General features: G+C 46.1%; 14 protein-coding genes and 1 tRNA gene. 7 read left to right on the top strand and 8 right to left on the bottom strand.

Annotated elements, in window-relative coordinates; all coding sequences use genetic code 11:
• Position 1 precedes the first annotated feature (1 nt).
• Together BKP64_RS11090 and BKP64_RS11085 are read left to right on the top strand one after the other, a co-directional pair.
• A complete protein-coding gene (locus BKP64_RS11090) occupies positions 2–484 on the top strand; it encodes a DUF4468 domain-containing protein (protein WP_070969846.1) in 483 nt (160 codons plus the stop codon).
• Between the two features lie 29 nt (positions 485–513).
• Complete coding sequence (locus tag BKP64_RS11085; RefSeq protein WP_070969843.1) at positions 514–939, top strand: J517_1871 family lipoprotein; 426 nt, start codon at positions 514–516, stop codon at positions 937–939.
• A gap of 35 nt (positions 940–974) precedes the next feature.
• On the opposite strand, the gene BKP64_RS11080 is transcribed toward BKP64_RS11085, so the two are convergent.
• Positions 975–1,868 carry a hypothetical protein gene (locus tag BKP64_RS11080; protein WP_157755427.1) on the bottom strand — a complete coding sequence of 298 codons (894 nt, stop codon included), beginning with the start codon at positions 1,866–1,868 and terminating at the stop codon, positions 975–977.
• Positions 1,869–2,407: 539 nt separating this feature from the next.
• On the opposite strand from BKP64_RS11080, the gene BKP64_RS19330 reads away from it, so the two are divergent.
• Together BKP64_RS19330 and BKP64_RS11070 are read left to right on the top strand one after the other, a co-directional pair.
• The gene (locus BKP64_RS19330; protein ID WP_157755426.1) at positions 2,408–2,797 is read left to right on the top strand and encodes a hypothetical protein; all 390 of its coding nucleotides are present in this window, start codon (positions 2,408–2,410) and stop codon (positions 2,795–2,797) included.
• Between the two features lie 18 nt (positions 2,798–2,815).
• Positions 2,816–4,093 (top strand): relaxase/mobilization nuclease domain-containing protein, encoded by a 1,278-nt coding sequence (locus BKP64_RS11070; protein WP_070969834.1) that lies wholly within the window; start codon positions 2,816–2,818, stop codon positions 4,091–4,093.
• Between the two features lie 308 nt (positions 4,094–4,401).
• Here the strand turns inward: BKP64_RS11070 and BKP64_RS11065 are convergent, their stop codons facing one another.
• From BKP64_RS11065 to BKP64_RS11055, 3 genes are all read right to left on the bottom strand, one after another.
• Positions 4,402–6,846: a DEAD/DEAH box helicase gene (locus BKP64_RS11065; RefSeq protein WP_070969831.1), complete on the bottom strand. Its 2,445-nt coding sequence runs from the start codon at positions 6,844–6,846 to the stop codon at positions 4,402–4,404.
• A complete protein-coding gene (locus tag BKP64_RS11060) occupies positions 6,843–7,637 on the bottom strand; it encodes a Hachiman antiphage defense system protein HamA (protein ID WP_070969828.1) in 795 nt (264 codons plus the stop codon). Before BKP64_RS11060 ends, BKP64_RS11065 begins: the two co-directional genes overlap by 4 nt.
• Positions 7,638–7,826: 189 nt before the next feature.
• Positions 7,827–8,393 (bottom strand): hypothetical protein, encoded by a 567-nt coding sequence (locus BKP64_RS11055; RefSeq protein WP_008937328.1) that lies wholly within the window; start codon positions 8,391–8,393, stop codon positions 7,827–7,829.
• A 755-nt stretch (positions 8,394–9,148) separates the two neighbouring features.
• On the opposite strand from BKP64_RS11055, the gene BKP64_RS11050 reads away from it, so the two are divergent.
• On the top strand, positions 9,149–10,264 hold the full coding sequence (locus BKP64_RS11050) for a DUF3800 domain-containing protein (RefSeq protein ID WP_083329207.1): 1,116 nt from the start codon (positions 9,149–9,151) through the stop codon (positions 10,262–10,264).
• A 282-nt stretch (positions 10,265–10,546) separates the two neighbouring features.
• Here the strand turns inward: BKP64_RS11050 and BKP64_RS19325 are convergent, their stop codons facing one another.
• Positions 10,547–10,690 carry a hypothetical protein gene (locus BKP64_RS19325; protein ID WP_157755424.1) on the bottom strand — a complete coding sequence of 48 codons (144 nt, stop codon included), beginning with the start codon at positions 10,688–10,690 and terminating at the stop codon, positions 10,547–10,549.
• Positions 10,691–11,241: 551 nt separating this feature from the next.
• Positions 11,242–11,526: an MbcA/ParS/Xre antitoxin family protein gene (locus BKP64_RS11045; RefSeq protein WP_070969825.1), complete on the bottom strand. Its 285-nt coding sequence runs from the start codon at positions 11,524–11,526 to the stop codon at positions 11,242–11,244.
• Positions 11,527–12,438: 912 nt separating this feature from the next.
• On the opposite strand from BKP64_RS11045, the gene BKP64_RS11040 reads away from it, so the two are divergent.
• Positions 12,439–14,967 carry an AAA family ATPase gene (locus tag BKP64_RS11040; protein WP_070969822.1) on the top strand — a complete coding sequence of 843 codons (2,529 nt, stop codon included), beginning with the start codon at positions 12,439–12,441 and terminating at the stop codon, positions 14,965–14,967.
• A gap of 469 nt (positions 14,968–15,436) precedes the next feature.
• Positions 15,437–16,144: a hypothetical protein gene (locus BKP64_RS11035; protein WP_070969819.1), complete on the top strand. Its 708-nt coding sequence runs from the start codon at positions 15,437–15,439 to the stop codon at positions 16,142–16,144.
• A 661-nt stretch (positions 16,145–16,805) separates the two neighbouring features.
• Here BKP64_RS11035 and BKP64_RS19320 read toward each other — a convergent pair.
• Positions 16,806–16,907, bottom strand: a tRNA-OTHER gene (locus tag BKP64_RS19320).
• A gap of 231 nt (positions 16,908–17,138) precedes the next feature.
• Positions 17,139–19,265 carry a hypothetical protein gene (locus BKP64_RS11030; protein ID WP_070969816.1) on the bottom strand — a complete coding sequence of 709 codons (2,127 nt, stop codon included), beginning with the start codon at positions 19,263–19,265 and terminating at the stop codon, positions 17,139–17,141.
• Positions 19,266–19,283 lie beyond the last annotated feature (18 nt).

Raw genomic sequence — 19,283 nt, 5'->3', positions numbered from 1 at the left:
CGTGTTTAATCTGCGAGTAATTATTGCACCCCTGCTGTCCGCTGTTTTCCTCTCTGGGTGTGCGAGTTTTGAACAGACTCCGCAATCAGAGCTATCGAAACCCATCACCTACATTTATGAGTTCCCTGGTGAAGATGCGGATGACCTTTACAGTAGGTCGCGTCTTTGGGTGGCGGAAACCTACAATTCAGCAGAAGCGGTAATTACATTTGATGATCAAGAAACCGGCACGTTAAAAGGTACAGGTGTTGGATCCGCAGTGTGGAGTCTGTTTGAGCGGCATTACAAATATAATCTTGGCATCGACGTGAAAGATGGAAAAACTCGCTTGCAGTTTTCTAATTTCCAGCCTCTCCGGATGGGCGATGTGGCTGGCATTGACCCCAGTTACCGCGAGGCCTATGAGATCATGAAGCGTGACTTGGAGCAGACTGCAAAGTCTTATCAGTCATACATGGCTAACGACAAGCAGGATGATTGGTAGGCCTACGGGCAATACCGAAAAGGATTTTCATGAAAACTTTGAAGACTGTTGCTGGATTTACTTGTGCGTTACTCGTTGTCGGCTGCCAAACGCCACTCGATCACATGCAAAACAATAACTTCGTGCAAGTGAAGCCAGAGACTATACCAAAAGAAATGGTAGGGCTGTGGTCTGGCAACATGGGACCTTATCTCGTCAGTATGAGGTGGGAGCAGGATGGATACGGTTTGTTCTGCTATTCGTATGGATCTGCAGACGTATTACAGAGGATCAAGTACAGCTCAGCCCAAATCCATATTCAAGACGGGACGAAATTGGAAGTCGAAGCATTTTCACAAAGCGATCTGACGCTAAGGTCGCCATATTTTGGTAGCACTAAGTCGGTTTTATTGAGTGACCCAACTCTAAAAGAGGCTTCACTATTTTGCTCAGAAAAGCTCCAAAGCAAGCAGTAACCCTGGGCTCTGCCCTGAGCCGAAGGCGAAGGGGACTACATTAAGTCTTTGAGTTTTTTTACATCAATCCCTAGCTCTTTAGCTTTCTCTTCGAGCTGTTGGATTTTAACCTGCTCTTTAATCATGTGGTCGAGTGCTCGTCTGTACTCTTCAAGCCTTTCTGGGCTATCGAGATCCTTGCTTTGCGCCTCGTTGGGTAAAGACATCCCGGCATCTAGCATCTTTATCAAAGCCTCTTGATGGCTAATTTTGGCATTGATGTCTACGAGGGCTTCCATGATCGCATCGATCGTGCCGTACTGTTCCCAAATTCGCTCGCTCTGTGGGTTTTCTGGATCGCTCACCGCAAGACGGAGTTGTCGTCTATCTGATTTGTGATCGTGCATCTCATGCCAGATGCGATCCTTGTCATCCATCTTTTCATGCTCATCAGAAAGCTCTTTCTTGGCCTTCTGAATAAGCTGCTCAAAGTGCTTTATCTTCTGCTCCCTGCTCATCTTTGGTCGGCCCCGGCCTTCACTAGGTTTGAACTCACTATCGGGAGCTTTCTTCGTCTCTTCAACTTGTCTCTGAATTCGACGAACGTATTTTTGCAAAGCTATGGCTCGACCACCGCGCTTTCGACCTTTTTTGTCGTGCCCCTTGGCTTTGACAAATATTTTTATCTCCTCTTCCGGCATGTGTTTGAGGTGCTTATCTCGCTCGTACTCCCGAAGCTCGTTAAGGGCGATTTCGTATCTATGCAGGGCTCGGTCTTTTTGTTTCTGAAGTGGCACTGGAGGTCTTCCGGTGTAGTTGCCTCCAGCGATGAGAATATGTCGGTCCTCCTCGTGCTGCGCATATTCGTCAGAGCATATCCACTGGTAGTGACGCCAAGCTTTTGATGCGTATGCAATCTTGTGCTCATGTTCAGTGTAGCTTTTGGCCATCTCGCGCATCACTCCGTCAAAAAATGTGCCATTTACTTTATATAGAAGCATTGTCTATAGCAAATAAACGAAATACTTATTCCGGTCAGCGGTACCACGTTTTTATTACATTCATTACTTTTCTCTTATTAATTAATTGCGTGCTTGTGTCGTAATACTACTGATCAGATAAATTAGTTGCATTGTACATATAATAAAGTGAAAAAGTTCAGGATATCGTCGTTTCTTGTTTTTTTACTGCTCAAAAAATTCACCAGAAAGATAATTAGCTTTTGCATATTTTTAAGTGTTTTATCTCATTATTCCGTTATTTTTTTAATAATATATGTGTCGCATTCTATGTCACTAATTTATTTGAAATAAATGGGTGTTTATCGATTGAGATTGATATGACTTTGATACACTGAAATTGATAAGAAAAAAGAAAGGCCAGCTATGTTTCAAGTTACTCCAAACCCGTTCCGGTTTGTCGCAATTGAAACGCTGGGTGCTCATACCCTCCGGGTTCTGCGCTAAAAAAATAATACAGCGAGGTGTATATGAATATTGAAGATGAAAACCAGGTAGCTGAAGTACTACCTAAAAAGAAAAAAAGATATGGCGGAAGACCGTGCAAAGATCCAGTGGAAAAACGTGAAGCGACTTTAATGCTTCGGCTAAACGTGGCAGAGAAAAAGAGGCTCCTTAAGATCATTAGAGAGTCCTCATGGACAGGGGATCCTTCCTCCTTTGTAAGAGGCTTGGTTTTGTCTGATAAAGCTCAGGTTAAGGGCAACGGTGTTCTGGTTACGATTGAGCATTACCTGACGATCCTTCACGCCTACCTGACCGAGCTGGAAGATGAGCTGGATGAGGAGCAGGCATCAGGCATTGCCCGGATCAAGGCCGCAATCAATAACGCAGCTCAAGCTATTTACAATAACAAATAAAATAGAGAGAAACTCAAAATGATTCATAAAAAAATGGCTTACAGAAACAGCAGCGGAAAAACTCTCAGATACGTTTTTCGCGGCGACGGACACGAGCACGACGTCGTCGATTGTGTGCAGCACATCCATACCCAAGGCATGTCTCCAGACCCTATCAAGAGGGGGCCTGACGGCATCGTCGAAGAGATCAACACCGACGCCATGGAAGCGGAATTTGACTATCTCGCAGAAAAGAACCAGCGATCAGAAAGCCGCTTCGCTCACTACGTCATTTCCTTGCCCGCGAACGAAAAGCTGACCAATGCTCGGTGGAAAGACGTTGCAAAGATCTACATGTCCGGCATGGGGTATGGATTGGATACAAAATGGACTTGCGCACTGCACGATGAAAAGAGTCATCAGCACATACACATAGTCGCATGCAGAGTCCAAAACAACCCCCAAACGATGGAAAGGAAGCAGGCTAGAGAGAAGGGCGGAAAGGGCAATAAGCCGCAACCCTACAAGCTTGTTGATGACGCTAGTGACCATGCTCGCGGCATGGAGGTTATGCGTGAGCTTGAGCAGAAATATGGTCTGAGCGTGACGCCATCACCTGATATGACATGGGGCTCGGACTTAACGCGAGAAGAATTTGAAGGCACGATTAATCGCTTCGAAAAGACAGGGGAGTCCCAGCCCCCTTGGAAGACCCGCATCATTGCAAGACTAAGCGCAGCGGTCGAGAGGAGCCAGGGCAGGACCTTCACCGAGTTTCTAGATAACGTCCGAGCCGTGGGCGTTGACCCATTAGTGAACATCAACGAGCAAGGCTTTCCAACCGGAATCAGCTTCGCAATGGAGGGCCGCTCTGCGGCAGGCTCAAAGCTCAAATCAACAAGGCTGACTTTTTCCGCTCTGACCGGAGTGAAGTTCGACAGCGCAACTCACACTATGAAGTTTACAGGAAAAAAATCAGAAGGTATCAAATATGAGCAAACGAGAGATATTTCAGCGTGCATCAAAACAGCGGCTATACAGCGAGTCGATGGACGCAAGCCGGAAATTGGCGGCCCACGATCAGCGATTGAGGCAAAGGAAGCAAGAGGAGCTGAAGAGAAAAGTAGCAAGCCAAAAAGCGCAAGGGTAAGGACCATGGGGGCTCCGCTCACTCCATCAATAGCCATGGACTCAAGCAGCAAGAGCGGCATTGATGAGCTTCTCACCTTGCAGAACCTGTTCGCTGATCTGGCTATCCACGCTGCCCACGTTAAAAAAATGGCAAGACTTCAGAAGGGTGACAGCCTTGGACTCTAGACTGCCGGTAAGGACACTACAAAGGTTTCAGCTATCGTTACAATAAGTTGGCCGCTTCCTGAGAACAAGCGTACTTTTCTAAATGATGCTCCACCGGATCCGCTAAACGGAAATATTCTAAGTTGGTCGCAAAGCGGACATTCGGGTTGGGTGATAAAGCAGCGCTCACCGGAAAATTTCGAGCGTAGCGAGTAATTTTTCCGCATGCAGTAGTTTGCATGGACAATTAACTACTGCCATTGAAATCTGGCAAGATTTCGAATCTTGATATTCTCTTGGTTTTTGGTAATTTACGAAGCTCATTGTGATTATCCGCGCGTATTGAATCCTGCCTCGAATATAAAGATTCGGCTCTCGTTATTTCTCTTCATAATCTCTTGGACTTCAGCTCTGAGATTAACAATATTTGCCGCAGAATCAACCTCAACGTAGTTAGAATATTTTTGCAATAAGAGTGAGGCGAGTCCGGCACTGAACCCATTTTTCATCATAGTAATTTTCTTTTCGTCAGCTGTCCCATATTTGATTTTTTTGTAAAAATCTTCATCAAGCATCTCAAGGTCATTCAATATTTCGACAAACTTCATTATCTGATTATCTAAAAAATCTTGCTCTTCCTTAATCCGAACTATTGCTAGTTTCACACGTTCCTTATGGGATTTCTCGCTAATGTTGACCCAGCTCTCACTGTAGCTTCCATCACGTGACGTATCACCCCATTTATCAACATAAACTAACGGGTCGGGTATCTCCGCCCAGTAATCCAGAAAACGCTTGATCATCTCATTAAAAGACGCGTTCCGCATACGCCACGAAAGAAACATTCGATAAAAACGTTTAGCTGACGCCTCTCTTAAACGCTGAAGATTTCTATAGCTGTCATCGGGAATATGGTCAATGAATCCATGATGAATAACATCCAAAAGTTCTTCGAGCCCATCAATCAAATGCTGGTCCACGCGCACTCCGTCCAAATACGCTGAAATCTCAAATTCACAATCCAAGATCGGAAATTCAATTATGTTGTTTAGGTAGCAGGTCTTACCAACAAGCGTTTCAACATACTTAATTTCCCTGCCGGTTACTCCAGGGGAGAGGTTTTCCAATACCTCAACTGCTTTTTCCAAATCTCCCACGTTCTTATCCGTTATCTCGGTATTTTCGAGTAAAACATTTTTCAGCTCATCTTTAATTTTCTTATCGACCTTTACTCGCTCTCTTAGAAAATTCTCTACATTAGCATTTCGATGAACGTATCTGGAGGCAACAACATATATCTCAGGCTCCAATAAATACAGAGAGCCTTCAGAATCATTAAATATTTCACCGAAACGACATACTCGACCCACCAGATTCTTGAATTGAGACGCCGTTAGGTTAGATCGTCCTTTCTTACACTCCAACAAGAAAAGTTTTTCCGCAGGAATGTTCACTCCTTCAAGTAAGGTCGAGCTAGATACAATATATCTGATACTTGGGACAACCGAATAAAGCTCTTCTATGAAAAGCTTAACAACATCTGGAACAGAACCGTGGTGGTAAATCACTCCCTTTCTCAGACAGTCAAGCAAGCCATAGTCGCGATGGAGAAATTCTGAAATATCCTCACAGACAGCATCCAACTCATCGGAATCAATCGGCGACTCTTGAGCCGACAACATGGCCGCGAGTTTTTCAAGCCGCGGAGGAGAGTTCAAATAGACAATATTTTTGTTTCCGGAGTTCTCCTGCAAGAACTGCACTTCATTTTCTTTATGCGAGGCACCCAGCACCGTAAATTCATTCATATACTGATCGTAAAGCTTGAGCAGTCGGTCGCCATCATCCCTAAGATCAATAGCATAATAGCGTTCCGTCTTTAAGTGCTCGCCGATACGGAACTCCGAAAAACTGGGGTCTACAAATCGCGTGTGGAGGTTTCGGGAATTCACAAGGAATGGAGTAAGGAAACTAAACGACGTATCCTTACTTCGTCGCCCCAACAAAGTGATTACCTTTGCTAAAAGTGTATTTCGACTGTCACCAGAAAGGAGGTTGTGCGCCTCATCTACAAAGACATAGTCAAAGACCAAAGCAGCATCATCTTGAAGAATTCGTAACAGCCGCTCTTGGGTCAGAATAGCAATAAACCCTCTATCTCCTTCGTTATACATCTCAGGATGCGTGATAATTTTTCGATCAAGATTCAGCTCGTCAGAACCGTGGAGAACTCGGCGTTTCATCTGAGACAAGAGTGCTTTTGTTGGAACGATAATTGCTATCGTTTTGCCAGCATTACTGTTACAAAAGCGCACGAACAACTCAGACTTTCCATACGATGTCGGAGCGACAACCGCAACACCGCGATCCGCTTCTTCCGAAAAATAGCGCGACAGGCTGGCTTGCTCTGAAGTTTGATAAATTCCATTAGATCGGTAGGTCTCTGAAAAACTCGACAGGAACAGAGAGAAAAAATCGTTCTGGAAATGGTGGGATAATGCCTCCACTTTTTCAATGGATTTAGCGACTGGTATAAACCCCTTATTAATAGCAATATCATATAAAGGTTTGTAATCAGAAAAATGATTGGAATACAGAACGACAATCCTGTACCCAAGCTCTTGACAATTTTCATCGCCAGCATTTAAAAGCAGCAACGCGATCTTAAGTATTGCCTCTTGCTCCCGGTTATCGAGATCTTCTCGTCGCAAGAGTTTAAAGTACAATTTTGAAAGGTTGGTATTACGAAGTGTCTTAAGAGATATCGAACTCACTCTGCTGCCTCCTGCTCAAGGAATGCAACGATATGCTCCCAGGTTTCTTTTTGAATCGAAAAGACGATCGCTTCTTTAAATAATTCCTCATTTATGATCTTTTCAGCTTTCTCATGCGTTGCGTCAATGGATATCGGATCAGCGCATGTTTTATATAGTACGGAAACTAGTATTACGCGCTTAGATTTGCTATCTGGAGACTTATCAGCGACTTCCATGTAACACTCTTCCAATATGCGATTTATTTCGTTTTTAATTTTTCCATCAGATAGTGCAATTTTTGCTCCATTAATCGCATTCATCCAGATGTGGATTTTGTTGTCGTTTAACCTTCCTTTCAAATCATTTTTCGCTGTGTTTAATAGCGCCTTATTCGCTCTATCAGAACCATGCGGTCCCGCACCACCAGATTTCACTTCGACAATTTTCAACTCATTACAAGTTTGGTCGAAGACAATGAGATCAAAGCCTTTTTTTATGCTTGCCTCTTCCATATTGAAGTATGGGTTAGCGGATTCATAATCGGGGAATTCCTTAAGCAGGAGAATGTGAGTTAGTAACTCTCCTATCATTCCCTTTCGGGTATCCTCGGACTTTTTGGCGTAGATATCTAGAAACACTTTCAGCGTTTCTCTGTATGACGCAATTATACTCCCGGCCTCGACCTTGTCTTTGCCATGACATATGGCCGCCAATCTATTTCTGATTTCGGCCTTCAACTCATCAGTGAATATTTCGATCCTGCACACAGTTGCAAGTTCGGTATTCTCCGTTGTTATTCCAGCAATCATCACGCCCCCTGCTTCCCTGGCCCGCGCCGAACAACACAACAGGTTGTAATCTGAAGATTTAGTATTTCATGAGCTTGATAATCAGTCATCAGAAAAGTGATTGACATTCAAAGGTATCATCTCGCGCTATTCTCGTAGCTAAGACGAAGTGCACCGGCACTCTTCTGTGCGTCGGAGGTGTTCGACGAATTAAAAGTTCTTGGTTAGGCAATCTTCGAGTTCTTGAAGTGCCCGACAAGCTTGATTCCAATGCACCGGCAGACCATTACCCTCAATTTCTGGTGTCTCATCTGCGTTCAAATGCACTATATTCCGGTACCGTCGTAGACGGTGTATTTTGTCTGCGAGCGCTTCGTTGATAATTTTATTTGCCTTCAACAACTCAATGTAGCTAAAGAAGTTCTTCTGTTTTGGCCTCAGGCCTTTCTTTTTAATGAATTCGCGACAGAGAACTTCCATCACTGCGACAACCGGTAAGGTGGCATGCCAGACCGATGCAGCCCCAGCAGGACCAGATAAGTCCCAGATGAATAGATTCCAGCGGTTAACATCACAAAGTTGGAGCACCTGACATACCAGTGTCTTGTGCGCATCATCCAGATAGGGCCAACGAGGGCGAAGTTCAGAATAGGACCGGATATATCCCCTCGGAAAGCGTGCGTTGACAGGTTTTCCAGTGTCCTGCCAAGCCTCAGTCAGCGTCTTGGCATGATCCTGAAACTCGTCCCTGACCTTCTTGAAAGCATGAAATTCCATAGATACCAACCCGAGTCTTAACAGCTTATTAGTTTGAATTCTTTTTAAAGCGTAACGCCAGCACCTCGTTCGGAACCGCTTTACAGTCCCAATACAGCCTACTTTTCAGGCCGTTAGGGGTCAATCCAAAACAAAATTCGGACTACGGGTATTGTGAAGAGTTTGCACGCGGCTTTATCCCGTCAGGTTTAGCTAGTCAGATCAAAACCACAACAGCTTTTCCAATTTGAAACATCCACCTACAGAGTTGCCTTGTCAAAGTATGTGCAGCGACTGGCTAATTAGAGTCAGTGAATTTGGCGTACGGCTGGGCATTTCCATTAGACTTCCAGAAAAGCAAAGGACTTTAACGCCAGACTAGTTGCCAAATGAAAACGAGGTTTCTGGCCCGAGTTTATAAGATCGCAAGGATAAATTTCGGTCCGTCGCGGGGACAGGGAAATAGGGTTGCAAGACACGGTGCGAATGTTCGCTTCTGTTTATAAAGCGGACGATCTGCGGCTGGCCGGAGCCTGGTAAGCGCAGACTTTTTTGGTCCTTTAAACCCCACCTCTCGGGCTCCGGAGACGCTGGAATTCTCTCAGGATTTTTAGTGCACTAATGGCATACCTAAACTAACGTTATGTTTTAAATCGATTGGATCGAATTTTGATTCTGCGTTCGTGCTGAATAGCGAGGATGTCCGCGATGCGCAGTTAAGTAGGTTTTGATCTAGTTGCGGTTACAGGGCATAACAGTCAGGTAGGGATGTAGGCATGTGGGAAGAAGAAAATGAAGAAAAAAACGATATGCCCAGCGAGGAAGAGCAGGCTGAGCGAGAAGCAAAGCTGGCAAAGCTGGAAAAAGAAAAGAAAGAGCTTTTGGCATCGTTGGCCGGAGGTGATTTCTCCACGCTGAAGACAAAAGTCGCCTACATTCTGAACCTATACCCGCAGGCCCGCAACAGCGATATCACTCTATCAATAAAGTACTGGGAAACCTTTCAGCCTGATATTTATAACGAATCGGGCATTCTCCCGAAAGACCTTTTTAAACTAGAAAGGTTGCACTACATTGTGCGCGCGAGAGCGAAAATTCAAAATGAATATGGGCTCTTTACCTCTGACTCACCTGTGAAAAAGTTTCGAAAGAAACGTGAAGAGGAAATGCAGGACGAGGTTCTGAAAGACGCCAGCCCTCGGAAGGTGATTACCGTCTTTGCCGACGAAACTGGTAAGAACCAAAACTATGTCATTGTGGCCTCAGTTTGGGTTCTCACAGGACGCGCTGTGTATACAATAAGCAAAAGTATCTTGGACTGGCAAAGCTCATCACTGTGGGCCAACAGAGAAATTCACTTCACAAAATTTGGCAAAAGAGACAGTGACACGCTCGCCGAATACCTGAACATAATCCAGGCAAATCGTGAGTTCTTAAGCTTTAAGGCCATAGCAGTAGAGCGCAGTCGCACAAAGCGAAAAATTGAAGATGTTGTAGAAAAGCTGCACGAGCATATGCTCCTAAATGGCTTGGAGCACGAAGTCGAGCACCATCGCATTAGCCCACCTCAAACTATCAACGTAACTTTGGACGAGGAGCAGTCTTTGGATGCAATTACACTCGCTGAGGTTAAACGCAGGGTTAACTCCCATTTTGAAGATAGATTTAGTGGTGAGATGTTGTTGGGCACTCTGGAGTCCGTATCGTCGCGAAAAAGCCCTATGGTTCAGCTTGCCGATCTAATCGCAGGTGCGATTAACCGAAGGCTCAACCACGATGGTGACAAAAACTACAAAGATGAGATGGCTGACAGGGTAATTCACGCGCTAGATCTTCAGCTCGGTGCAGACGAGGTAGACGGAATTGATGTCACAACCCTTTTTAAAATATGACAACTGTAATTAATGCGTGAAAAGGACCGATTTCCCATATCGCTCCAAACTAGCCTATAACGCAGACGTGACGAAAGACGCCCCAACATGGCGTCTGCGGCCAATTGAAGGCGGCGTGACCAACAACTATAGAGCACAGGTATCAGTATGGAGGATGCCCTAAAGATGAGGACGTCCATGAGATCTATTGAGGCTGAGGGTCAGATCTATTGCGCGCTGACACGTTGGTTAGGCATTAAACCAGGGGAGTTGCGGGCTGGTAAGCGCGAACCTGCTGAATAGTTACGAATGACCAAGGTTCTTGGGCCATTTGTTAAACTTTTCCAAACTCTCCCACTGCTCTTTCTTCTCTTTTTCCAGCCGCTCGATTTTTTTTCGATTTTCGGTGATTTCGTCAGCGAGCTTTTGGGTTGCTGGTGATTTCATAATATTTTCCTTTGTTTAATTTTCGATTATTCATTAGCTTTTTTCCCTATTGTATAGGTTTTTAAAATAATAACAAGCCATATAAAGTAAAAAAAATAATAAACGGTACAGTAAATGCGGCCAATTATAGAGCGGGATATCCCATTTCCAGGGCCTTTTAATCGTCTCTCGATTCCACCTGAAGTCGGCGATTACTGAATAAAACCATTTGACTGAAAAGCTAGCAAATGGTGGAAAAATCGTTAATTATTGCAAAAATTATAAGAACCCTTAAGTTGCATTAAATCAATGGCTTACGGCAAAAAAAGTGTCAGCGTTAACCGGTTAACAAAGTTGGGTAAAAGAGGTATTTTTTGCAAAAAATAGAAACGGCATTTTCCTACTACTAAACAACGGGTTACGGGGTGAAAGTGGTGCTTGATTACCGGTAATCATAAATGGGGAAAGCGGTATTTTTTCGAAAAATAAAAGAACCGATTTCGATACTAAAAACAGCGAATTACAGGGTTTTTGGCTCGAAATTTCCTAGGAAATTGCTGAGGGAAATCGGATTAGAGGTGTTTTTCTAAATATTTCCGGACACGCTCTGGATCGTCTTGCATAGCTTCGAGGGCTGACTTTCCATTGAATGATTTATTGGGCTTGCGAGGCCAGGCATTAGCACGAACTGGCGAAGGCAAAATGGTATGAAGGTATCTATATATGGTCATTAGATTAGATATGCGATCAAAATCCAACTGATCTCCAAAAAGCCTATCTTTATCTTCTTCGCTAACTTCCCAATTCTTACAAATCTCATGGAATACTTTGAGCGCAACTTCTTCTTTCTTAGTCATATGTAAACCTCTTTTGATCATGGGTAACTTTATCAAACAAGATCTTCTAGCTCCATCTCTAACGATTTTAGATCAGTGTCGTCATACTCGAGAAAAGATTCTGACTTTTGAGGGTACTGTCGCTTTAGAAGCTGAGAGAGCGCCTCCTCTTAGTCATCATGCTTTGATTTTAGGAAATGGATAATTTCTTGTTCGAAATAGTATAGTTAATGAGCTTTTACGCGGGTACGATCGCCTTTACGGATGACTTTAATGGCTTCGGACGCAATCGCAATGATTGGAGCCTTACTTCTCCAGCTCTGTGGACGGAGCCACTATGGGGTAAGAGCGAGTAGCAACTATCTGAAGCAGAGATGAAAGGTGGAGCCTAGAAATATTAGCTCTTATCGGACCTGAAGGGGCACATACTGGGTATTCACAAATTGACCATTCTTATCGAAAACAGCGATTGCTCCTGCTGTTCTTGTTTATTTTCCTGCCATATGAAGAGCTTTGCTGGTTATATTTCTGTATTCTCGAGCGCCATTGCGGATAGGCTGCAATTTTTTAAATGCTTAAAAATCTGCAAATAGGAGAAAGCCACCATTGGGGATTTTAAGCCCGAAGGGCGTGACTATAAAAAGTCTTGGAGATAGATCTGTATGCAGCATTTTCAGTGGTATGGCACTTTTTCCTTAGAATTCAAGTCTTATATATTAAGAAAATAATTTTCATTAAAAAACTGCCCGTTGATGACTGCTGAGAAGGCCCTGATTTATTCTATTTACTTTCAATCCTGGAAGGATGATTTGCGCTTTTAAAAAATCGAACAACGTTATCTGTAATTCGGATATATAGTGTCCTTCCATGTTGGAAAAGTGTGGTAAAATAGAAATGTGAGAAGAAAAATTAATCAGAATAGAAGGTAAGAAGATGTCGAAGTTAGTTAAACATGTAGTTGTTGATAAAGATTACAAAGAGGAACTCCAGCAGTTAAGACAAGAAGTCGATTACGAAAACGAGATTCTTTCAGTTACTCTCAAAGCTCCCTCTGATAAATCAGCAGAATACCGCGATTACGAACTGGCCAAGCTGGCCTTTAAGACCCCTTGCGTTAAAGCAATTGCATTTTCCGAAGATGACATTGTCTCGTTTGAGAAACTGAGCAAGCTCGAAAAAGCGCTGTTACTCGTCAAGTATGCTGACGGTACTAATCTCCAGTCGGAGGCTCGCAAAATTGTGGGTGGAGTTGTCGCAGATACGTGGCAAGTTAGCTTTTTTTCTGATGACCTGGAGCAGCTAAGAGAAAGTTTGGGCGAAGAGGGCGAGCAGACCATCAAGACCATCGAGTGGGCAATCGCTGAAAGAGAGCAGCGGATCAAGTCGTATCACACGACCTTCTACACCGCGGAAGTCGCACCAAAATACAATGTCATATATAAAGAAATATTGGCGTTTAGTCAGAAACTAATAGTTTTGAACGGTAAAATGGGATCTGGAAAGACCGAAGCCATCAGATCTGTCTACAACGACGCAAGGGAGCAAGGCCTTTTCCCGGTCATGATCACAGGAAAACGCACGATCGCGTCAAATTTCTTTTCGGCTGATCATGCTGACCACTACCAGAGTGAGTCCAAGGAAGAAAAGAAAGGTCTGATCGGTGTTATCAACTCTGTCGTTATGAGCAAAAACGAGAAAGCGAGGAGAGCGGCAAAGATCGTTATCATCGACGAGATTGAGGACTTTTTTGATCACATGTCGAGCGGCACATTTGGCAAGACCTACAAGGAGCGCGTTGCTGGCATGGATACTTTTGCTGACCTGCTTAAGCAATCGGATAAGGTTATCGTCGCTGACGCCACGATCACGGACAAGACAATCGAAAAGCTCTACAGCATTACTGGCTCCCAGGCTCGCATCATCACCGCAGGTCAGGAAAATAAAAATACCATATATTTGAAAAAAGAGTCCGAAATAATATCAAAAATGATTGACGAAGCGATCGCCGGTCAAAAGGTCGCTGGCTTCTGCGATTACAATGTCGAGGACTTCTCCTTGATCGTTAAAACTTTGGAAGAGGCAACGAGCAAAAAAGTAATTGGCATCAATTCGGCGTATTTCGAAGAGACCGGACAGAGCCTCGACGACCTCCCTGCCATTCTTGAGAAAGCTGACGTTGCTTTAATCAGCCCGGTTATCAACGCGGGCGCTTCTATTGTCGATGAGCGCTTCAAGAGCGTGTATGTGATGTCGGGATATACGCTTAACCCCATCTCCCAATTACAGGCTATGAGGCGCTTCCGTTGCGCCGACACCATCTACCTGTCTTTTAGACAAGGCACGCCAAGCCGCAGACAGACCGAGGCCCAGACCATTATTCACCAGAGCCTCATTAAGTCCTCAGAGCATCCGTTCAAGGACACCGTCGCGCTCTATGAGACAGAGTCTGGAAAGTTTCTTTCTGATCACGCCGCCCGCAAAAATCAGCAGTTCAGGAATTTCAGGCAGACTGTTCTGATCGCGGCTCAACAGCTCGGCTTTGAGGTCGTCCGTGAATATGCTGACCTGGACAAAGTAAAACAGGGAAGGGAAGCTAAAAAGGTTGGTCGCGTATCCAATCGCGAGATCAGTAGAAAAGCCGCTCAGGAAGCCTCTGACCTTCGCGCAGCCGGAAGGTTAGCGGACGTAGACCTCGGCAAGAAAGACGCTCAGACCTACTCGCAAGAGCAAGCAGCGCGGACTATCGAGGCTCTTGACCTCCTTCAGCTGCTAGAGATCTCTGATGAGTCATATGAAGAAATCTTTGAACTGGATATCGACAAGATCACGCTTAACCGCAAGGTCCTGGCGAAGCGAGTATCAGGCAGCCCTGAAGTTTCCAGAATGGATATCGCCGCAGACGTTGCAGCTCAGTTCCTGATCGAGGCTGGCGTTGATTTCGACAACCTGAAGAAGTCAGAGATCACGAAAGAAAAGGCCGACGAAGCTTTCGAGAACCTGCTCAAACCAGTAGCCCTTGAGAACGGCAAAGCATCAGCTGGGATGGCGCTCATCTGTCTTGTGTTCCCACTTGCGAACTTCGGCAAGGTAAACAAGGTCCAGATCGTCAAAGACTGTCTTAAGGCGCTCGGACATACGCTGATTAATGTTTCAAAGAACAACTCTGCGCGAATCTACAGCGTTGGCGCACTGACGAAAAAAGTCAGGAAAGATAAAAAGACCATTGAGCACAACCTCTCGGAGATTGCGGACAAATACTTTGCTGTTGAGGTCAGCCCGGGAGCGGTTGAAGCAGTCGAGTCAGAGGATATCTTGATCACTGATATCGAGAAGCGTGCCCGGAAGTCTATTGACGCCGAAAAGGCCAGAGAAGAAAGAAAGCGGATTGAAAAGGAGCTGGAAGTTCAAAAGCAGGCAACTGAAGAAAGGGAGAGGGAGTTCGCTGGAATGCTAAGCGCCTGACCCAGCTAATAGCCAAGGACGGTTCCCCATCGATTGAGACGAAACGATTATTCGTTTGTGGTCAAAAAAAAGCCCCGTCCGTGGGGCGTCGTGTCTGGGAGGTAAGACTAAGATTTGATGTGTGAGAAGAAATCAAAATCAACCAGCCACTTTCAAATCCAATAGGTTACTGTGCAGGCAGCAAAACAAGAACCTGTATTGATAAATAAGTATATCATAAAAGAATATTTATAAAAATATATAGAATAAAAAATGACTCTTTTTTGCAAGTGGGGAGGGCATTGAAAGGGGGTGCCTCCACTTCATCGACATTCTGCCGATCCAGTTATCGCTCTTTTAGTCTTCAGATCTCAAATCAGGCTCATCCAACTAGAATAGAGAAAGTGTGTTATCGCTCGAATGCGTTTAAATATAGCAGAGAGGCTTTCTGGTGATAATAAATGTTATAGAAAAAGGATTGCCTGTGAGTATGTATGATCGTGTCATGAAAAAGTTTTCTGATTCTTATCCGCTTTTGATGCATCAGAGAGACGACAACTCTTTTAATCGATTTGGCTTGGAAGTTGGGCCAGGATGGTATCCGCTTATCTTTGAGCTTTTTGGTTTTGTAGATGACATGCAAAGAGCGACTGGCAAAGCTGCTGGTATAAGTCAGGTCAAAGAAAAATTCGGGACTCTGCGCATCTACTGCAATCTTCCATGCGCTGCTGATGAGCAGGAGATTCTAGAAACGATATTTGCCTCTCTCTCAGTTCGTACATGCGATTTTTGTGGAGCGCCTGGGCGTCTTAGTGATGCAGCCGGTTGGTGGGCTACTCGATGCGATCAGCACAGGGAAATTAGCGATTTTGTAGAATCAAATCGGTTGAGAGAGCGATACGCTGAGCAGTTCCTTAATTACGAGAGGCAGGGCATTGTCACTGAGGGACTGGTCTACGCTTTTGCTTCGAGGTCTAGCATCCAGGGTTGCGCTTGTCTCAAGTTGTATGAGCTTCCTAGGCGGCTTACGAGTCTGAGTGATGGTCTCATGAGTCAGCTGACTGTTTCGGAGTGCGCTGATCGAGATCCTGCAGAGCTTGAGAAGATGATTAAAGGCATGAAGGATCGCGGAAAGAGGGTTGCAGCGGTTTGTGATGCATCCGACGAAGGGCGGACTGCTATTGGCAGTCGATGGTAATCCTTCGAATCCGATGAGGCGCTGCATGGACTCGTTGGGCCCAACAATTAAATGCCGCCAACTAGGCAACTCCATTGTTTTTGGTAGGTAGTGTGCTGTATTTATATACAGTATTATCTTGCCGCATGAGATCTATTAACCGGTTTATTACTCGAACGCAGCTGAGGCTAAGTCGTGAATATTTGCCTGGGTACCCTGAGGCAGTTCCTGGTCATCTGTTGATCGGAGATGTTCTCGGGATGTCTGTGCCGTCTGACATTGACTGTATCATTGAAATCTATGGGCCAGGTCAAGTTAGGGGTGTTCTTGGCTCATTGGTGGAAAAGGGCAGGATAGGGCCAGAGCAGCGCAAGGCGGCTGAGTCGATACTTCAAGAGCATGATGGCGAGCCCAATCTTTTCCGGACGCTCTGACGGCGTCTCTGTTTGCAATCAAAAAGCCTTTGGTTTCAAAAAAGATTTGATCACAAATACTGGGCCCCATAGGAACCCAGCAAAAATCCAAGCTGATTGGACCCCATGAGGACCCCAGCTAGCTTTGCTCGCAAAAAGGAAAACTCTTCAGGCAATAAAAAAGCCCCACAGTTTCCTGAAGGGCTCATTAACTTCCTGATATTGGTAGCAAATTTACCAGTTTTCGGAGACAGGAAGTCGGAGAATACTGGTAGCAAGGGGCGGAGTCGAACCGCCGACCCCAGCATTATGAGTGCTGTCAGCAATTATAAGTGTTTGATTTCAAAAAGGTGAAGCCGGACGCCCTCGCCCACATTACCGTATCAATGCGCATCCGTGTTGATGGCATGCCCACAAAATGCCCACACTGGATTTTTCAGGATCCGCATAATGGCCTGGCTTCGTGTAATCGCTGAGCGAGTTAGGTGACTTGGTGCGGGCTTAAGTTAACCGCTAAAACACTTGCATTGGGTGCTTGGCATAATATACAGATTTCAACGATAAGCTTTAACGCTTTCGACTCTTAACGCTGCAGCTTGGTATTATTTGGCGACCCATCCTGTGCTTCCAAGGTTGACCGATTCCTTGACGTACAGCGTGGTGCCCGCGCCCCCGTCGGTGTCTACGTATACTCGCCCCAGGGCGGCCGCAACCACCCCCTCCGGGCTTCCGCTGCCGTAGATAATGTTTCGATCGAAGGCGCTGCCCCCCTCGGTTTTTTCCACGTCCCACAATGCCGCGTTGGCCACCGTGACCGAAAACAGGGTGGTCACGTTCTCCGGTTTGGCTTCAGTGACGATTGCCCGGGTGCCGCTGGCCGTGGTGGTTACGCCCTTATCCAGCGTTGTGGCATCGGTCGCGGCTCCGAAGGTTGGCCGCTTCATCCGGACCACGCCGCCGGTGACCAGCTCCACCCCCGCCGCCGACACGCCCGCCGGGCTGCTGAATACCGGGTCAGTCAGGCTGATCTCCATATCCGCCCTTATTCCATCGGTCTGGAAGTCGCGGAACTTTGGCGCATCGAACACAATTACTCCGGGCCGATACGGCCCGCCGGTAAGACTCGATTGCTCGGTTCGGATGCAGGAAACCCCGCCGATCAGCACCGGCCCCGTGCACTTCACGTTGCAGCCCTCCTTGATTTTCAGGTTAATGCCGGTCGGTTCATCCTGGATAAATTTGCACACGCCCGACAAGGTTACGTCCAGGTCTTGCTGCGCTTCGTAGTTCGGCGCTGTGGATTGCTCATTGATGCACTTGAACTCGGCGCACGGGTTATTGCCGGTTTCCGGGGTCATTCGGAAGGTGGCGCTCTGGATATCGCCTTTGGTCACCGCGTGCCCGTCACCGGTGTAGACCACCAACGCCCGAAGGCGTTTAGCCTGGTAATATCCGCCGATCACCTTAAATTCACCGCCCGCAACGTATAGCCCATAGTTGCAAAGAATTGCCCGGCAATTTCGGTATTCGGTATAGCCCGGCCCTTCCGGCGTCACAACAGTTCCTTGGACAATTTCTTGGCCAAAACCAAGCCCTGAGTTTTCACTTACGCAGTTATCAAAAATGACGTTTTTGCTTTGCGTGTAGGCACCACCGGAAAAATGGATAAACGCATTGGCTTGCACGTTGTCCGCTCTGCAGGATCGAAACGTGACGTTGTCACACCCACCAATTACCGCAAACCCGCGCACTGGATCTCCGACAAATACCGGAGTCAGTCCACCTAACGCGCTTTCGTTACCATCCAGTCGCAGTCCTTCTACTTGCACATCACTGGCGTTTTCGCTCGAAATTGCTTCCCGAAAACCCGTACCACCGTCAAAATCCGTTCTTACTTTCAGTGTCACGTTTTTGCACAGTAGATTCAGGTTTGATGGCGTATTGAGTTTGTCGGCAATGCCGACAGTCATATCCCATGCGACACCCATGGATTGCGTCGCCGCGAGATCCCAAAAGCTTTTAACCCGTGCGGTTTGGTCGATGTCAATTAATGGGTTGTCCACGATTCCGAACCAGCTTTGGTGCACGACAGCTTTATCTATTCTCTCAAACACACCGCTTCCACCTGTCGGATCCCCCGCGCGCGCGATATAGAACGCCCCGAACGGGTCAGCAGTCACTTCACTGGCATAATTACCGGCCCTGAAGACAAACATCCCCGATAGACCAGCTGCCTCAAGATTGAATTGAGTGTTAGCGGGCACATTATAGGCTTTCATTTCCGCCACACTTGAAACCCAAATGACGCTACCGTTTACCAGAGAGGCGCCCAAGCCATCAGCCGGATCACCGGCAAGCTCCTGCCTGAGTACGGCATCCCCGATATCAACGAACGCGCCGCCCTCGGGCATTCCTGCGCCAGTCGTTGTGTAAGGCAGGCCAGTGCTTGCCGCCAGCCTCCATGCAGTGCCGCCTACAAATACCGTTTGGTTATAGGCGGTGAACTCTATCCCAGCCCCATAGGTACCCATGTTTTGATATCCACTGGACGCCAGGAAATCATCAAACGCTTTCTCCATCCCGTGCCAAGTTTTACGCTGAACCCCTAAACGGTCCGGAGCCATTTCTTTTTCTTTCGAAAGCACCCACACGTCAGTGTTTTCTGCGTTGTCATACAGATCTCTCGGATCAGCGGAGCCAACCGGGTTGCCAGTGTTGTACTTCGTCATATCTCAATCTCCGGGCAA

The sequence above is a fragment of the Marinobacter salinus genome, from assembly GCF_001854125.1.
Lineage (GTDB): Bacteria > Pseudomonadota > Gammaproteobacteria > Pseudomonadales > Oleiphilaceae > Marinobacter > Marinobacter salinus.
The sequence above is the reverse complement of the archived record's forward strand: the minus strand, read 5'-3'. Positions and strand labels throughout refer to the sequence as shown.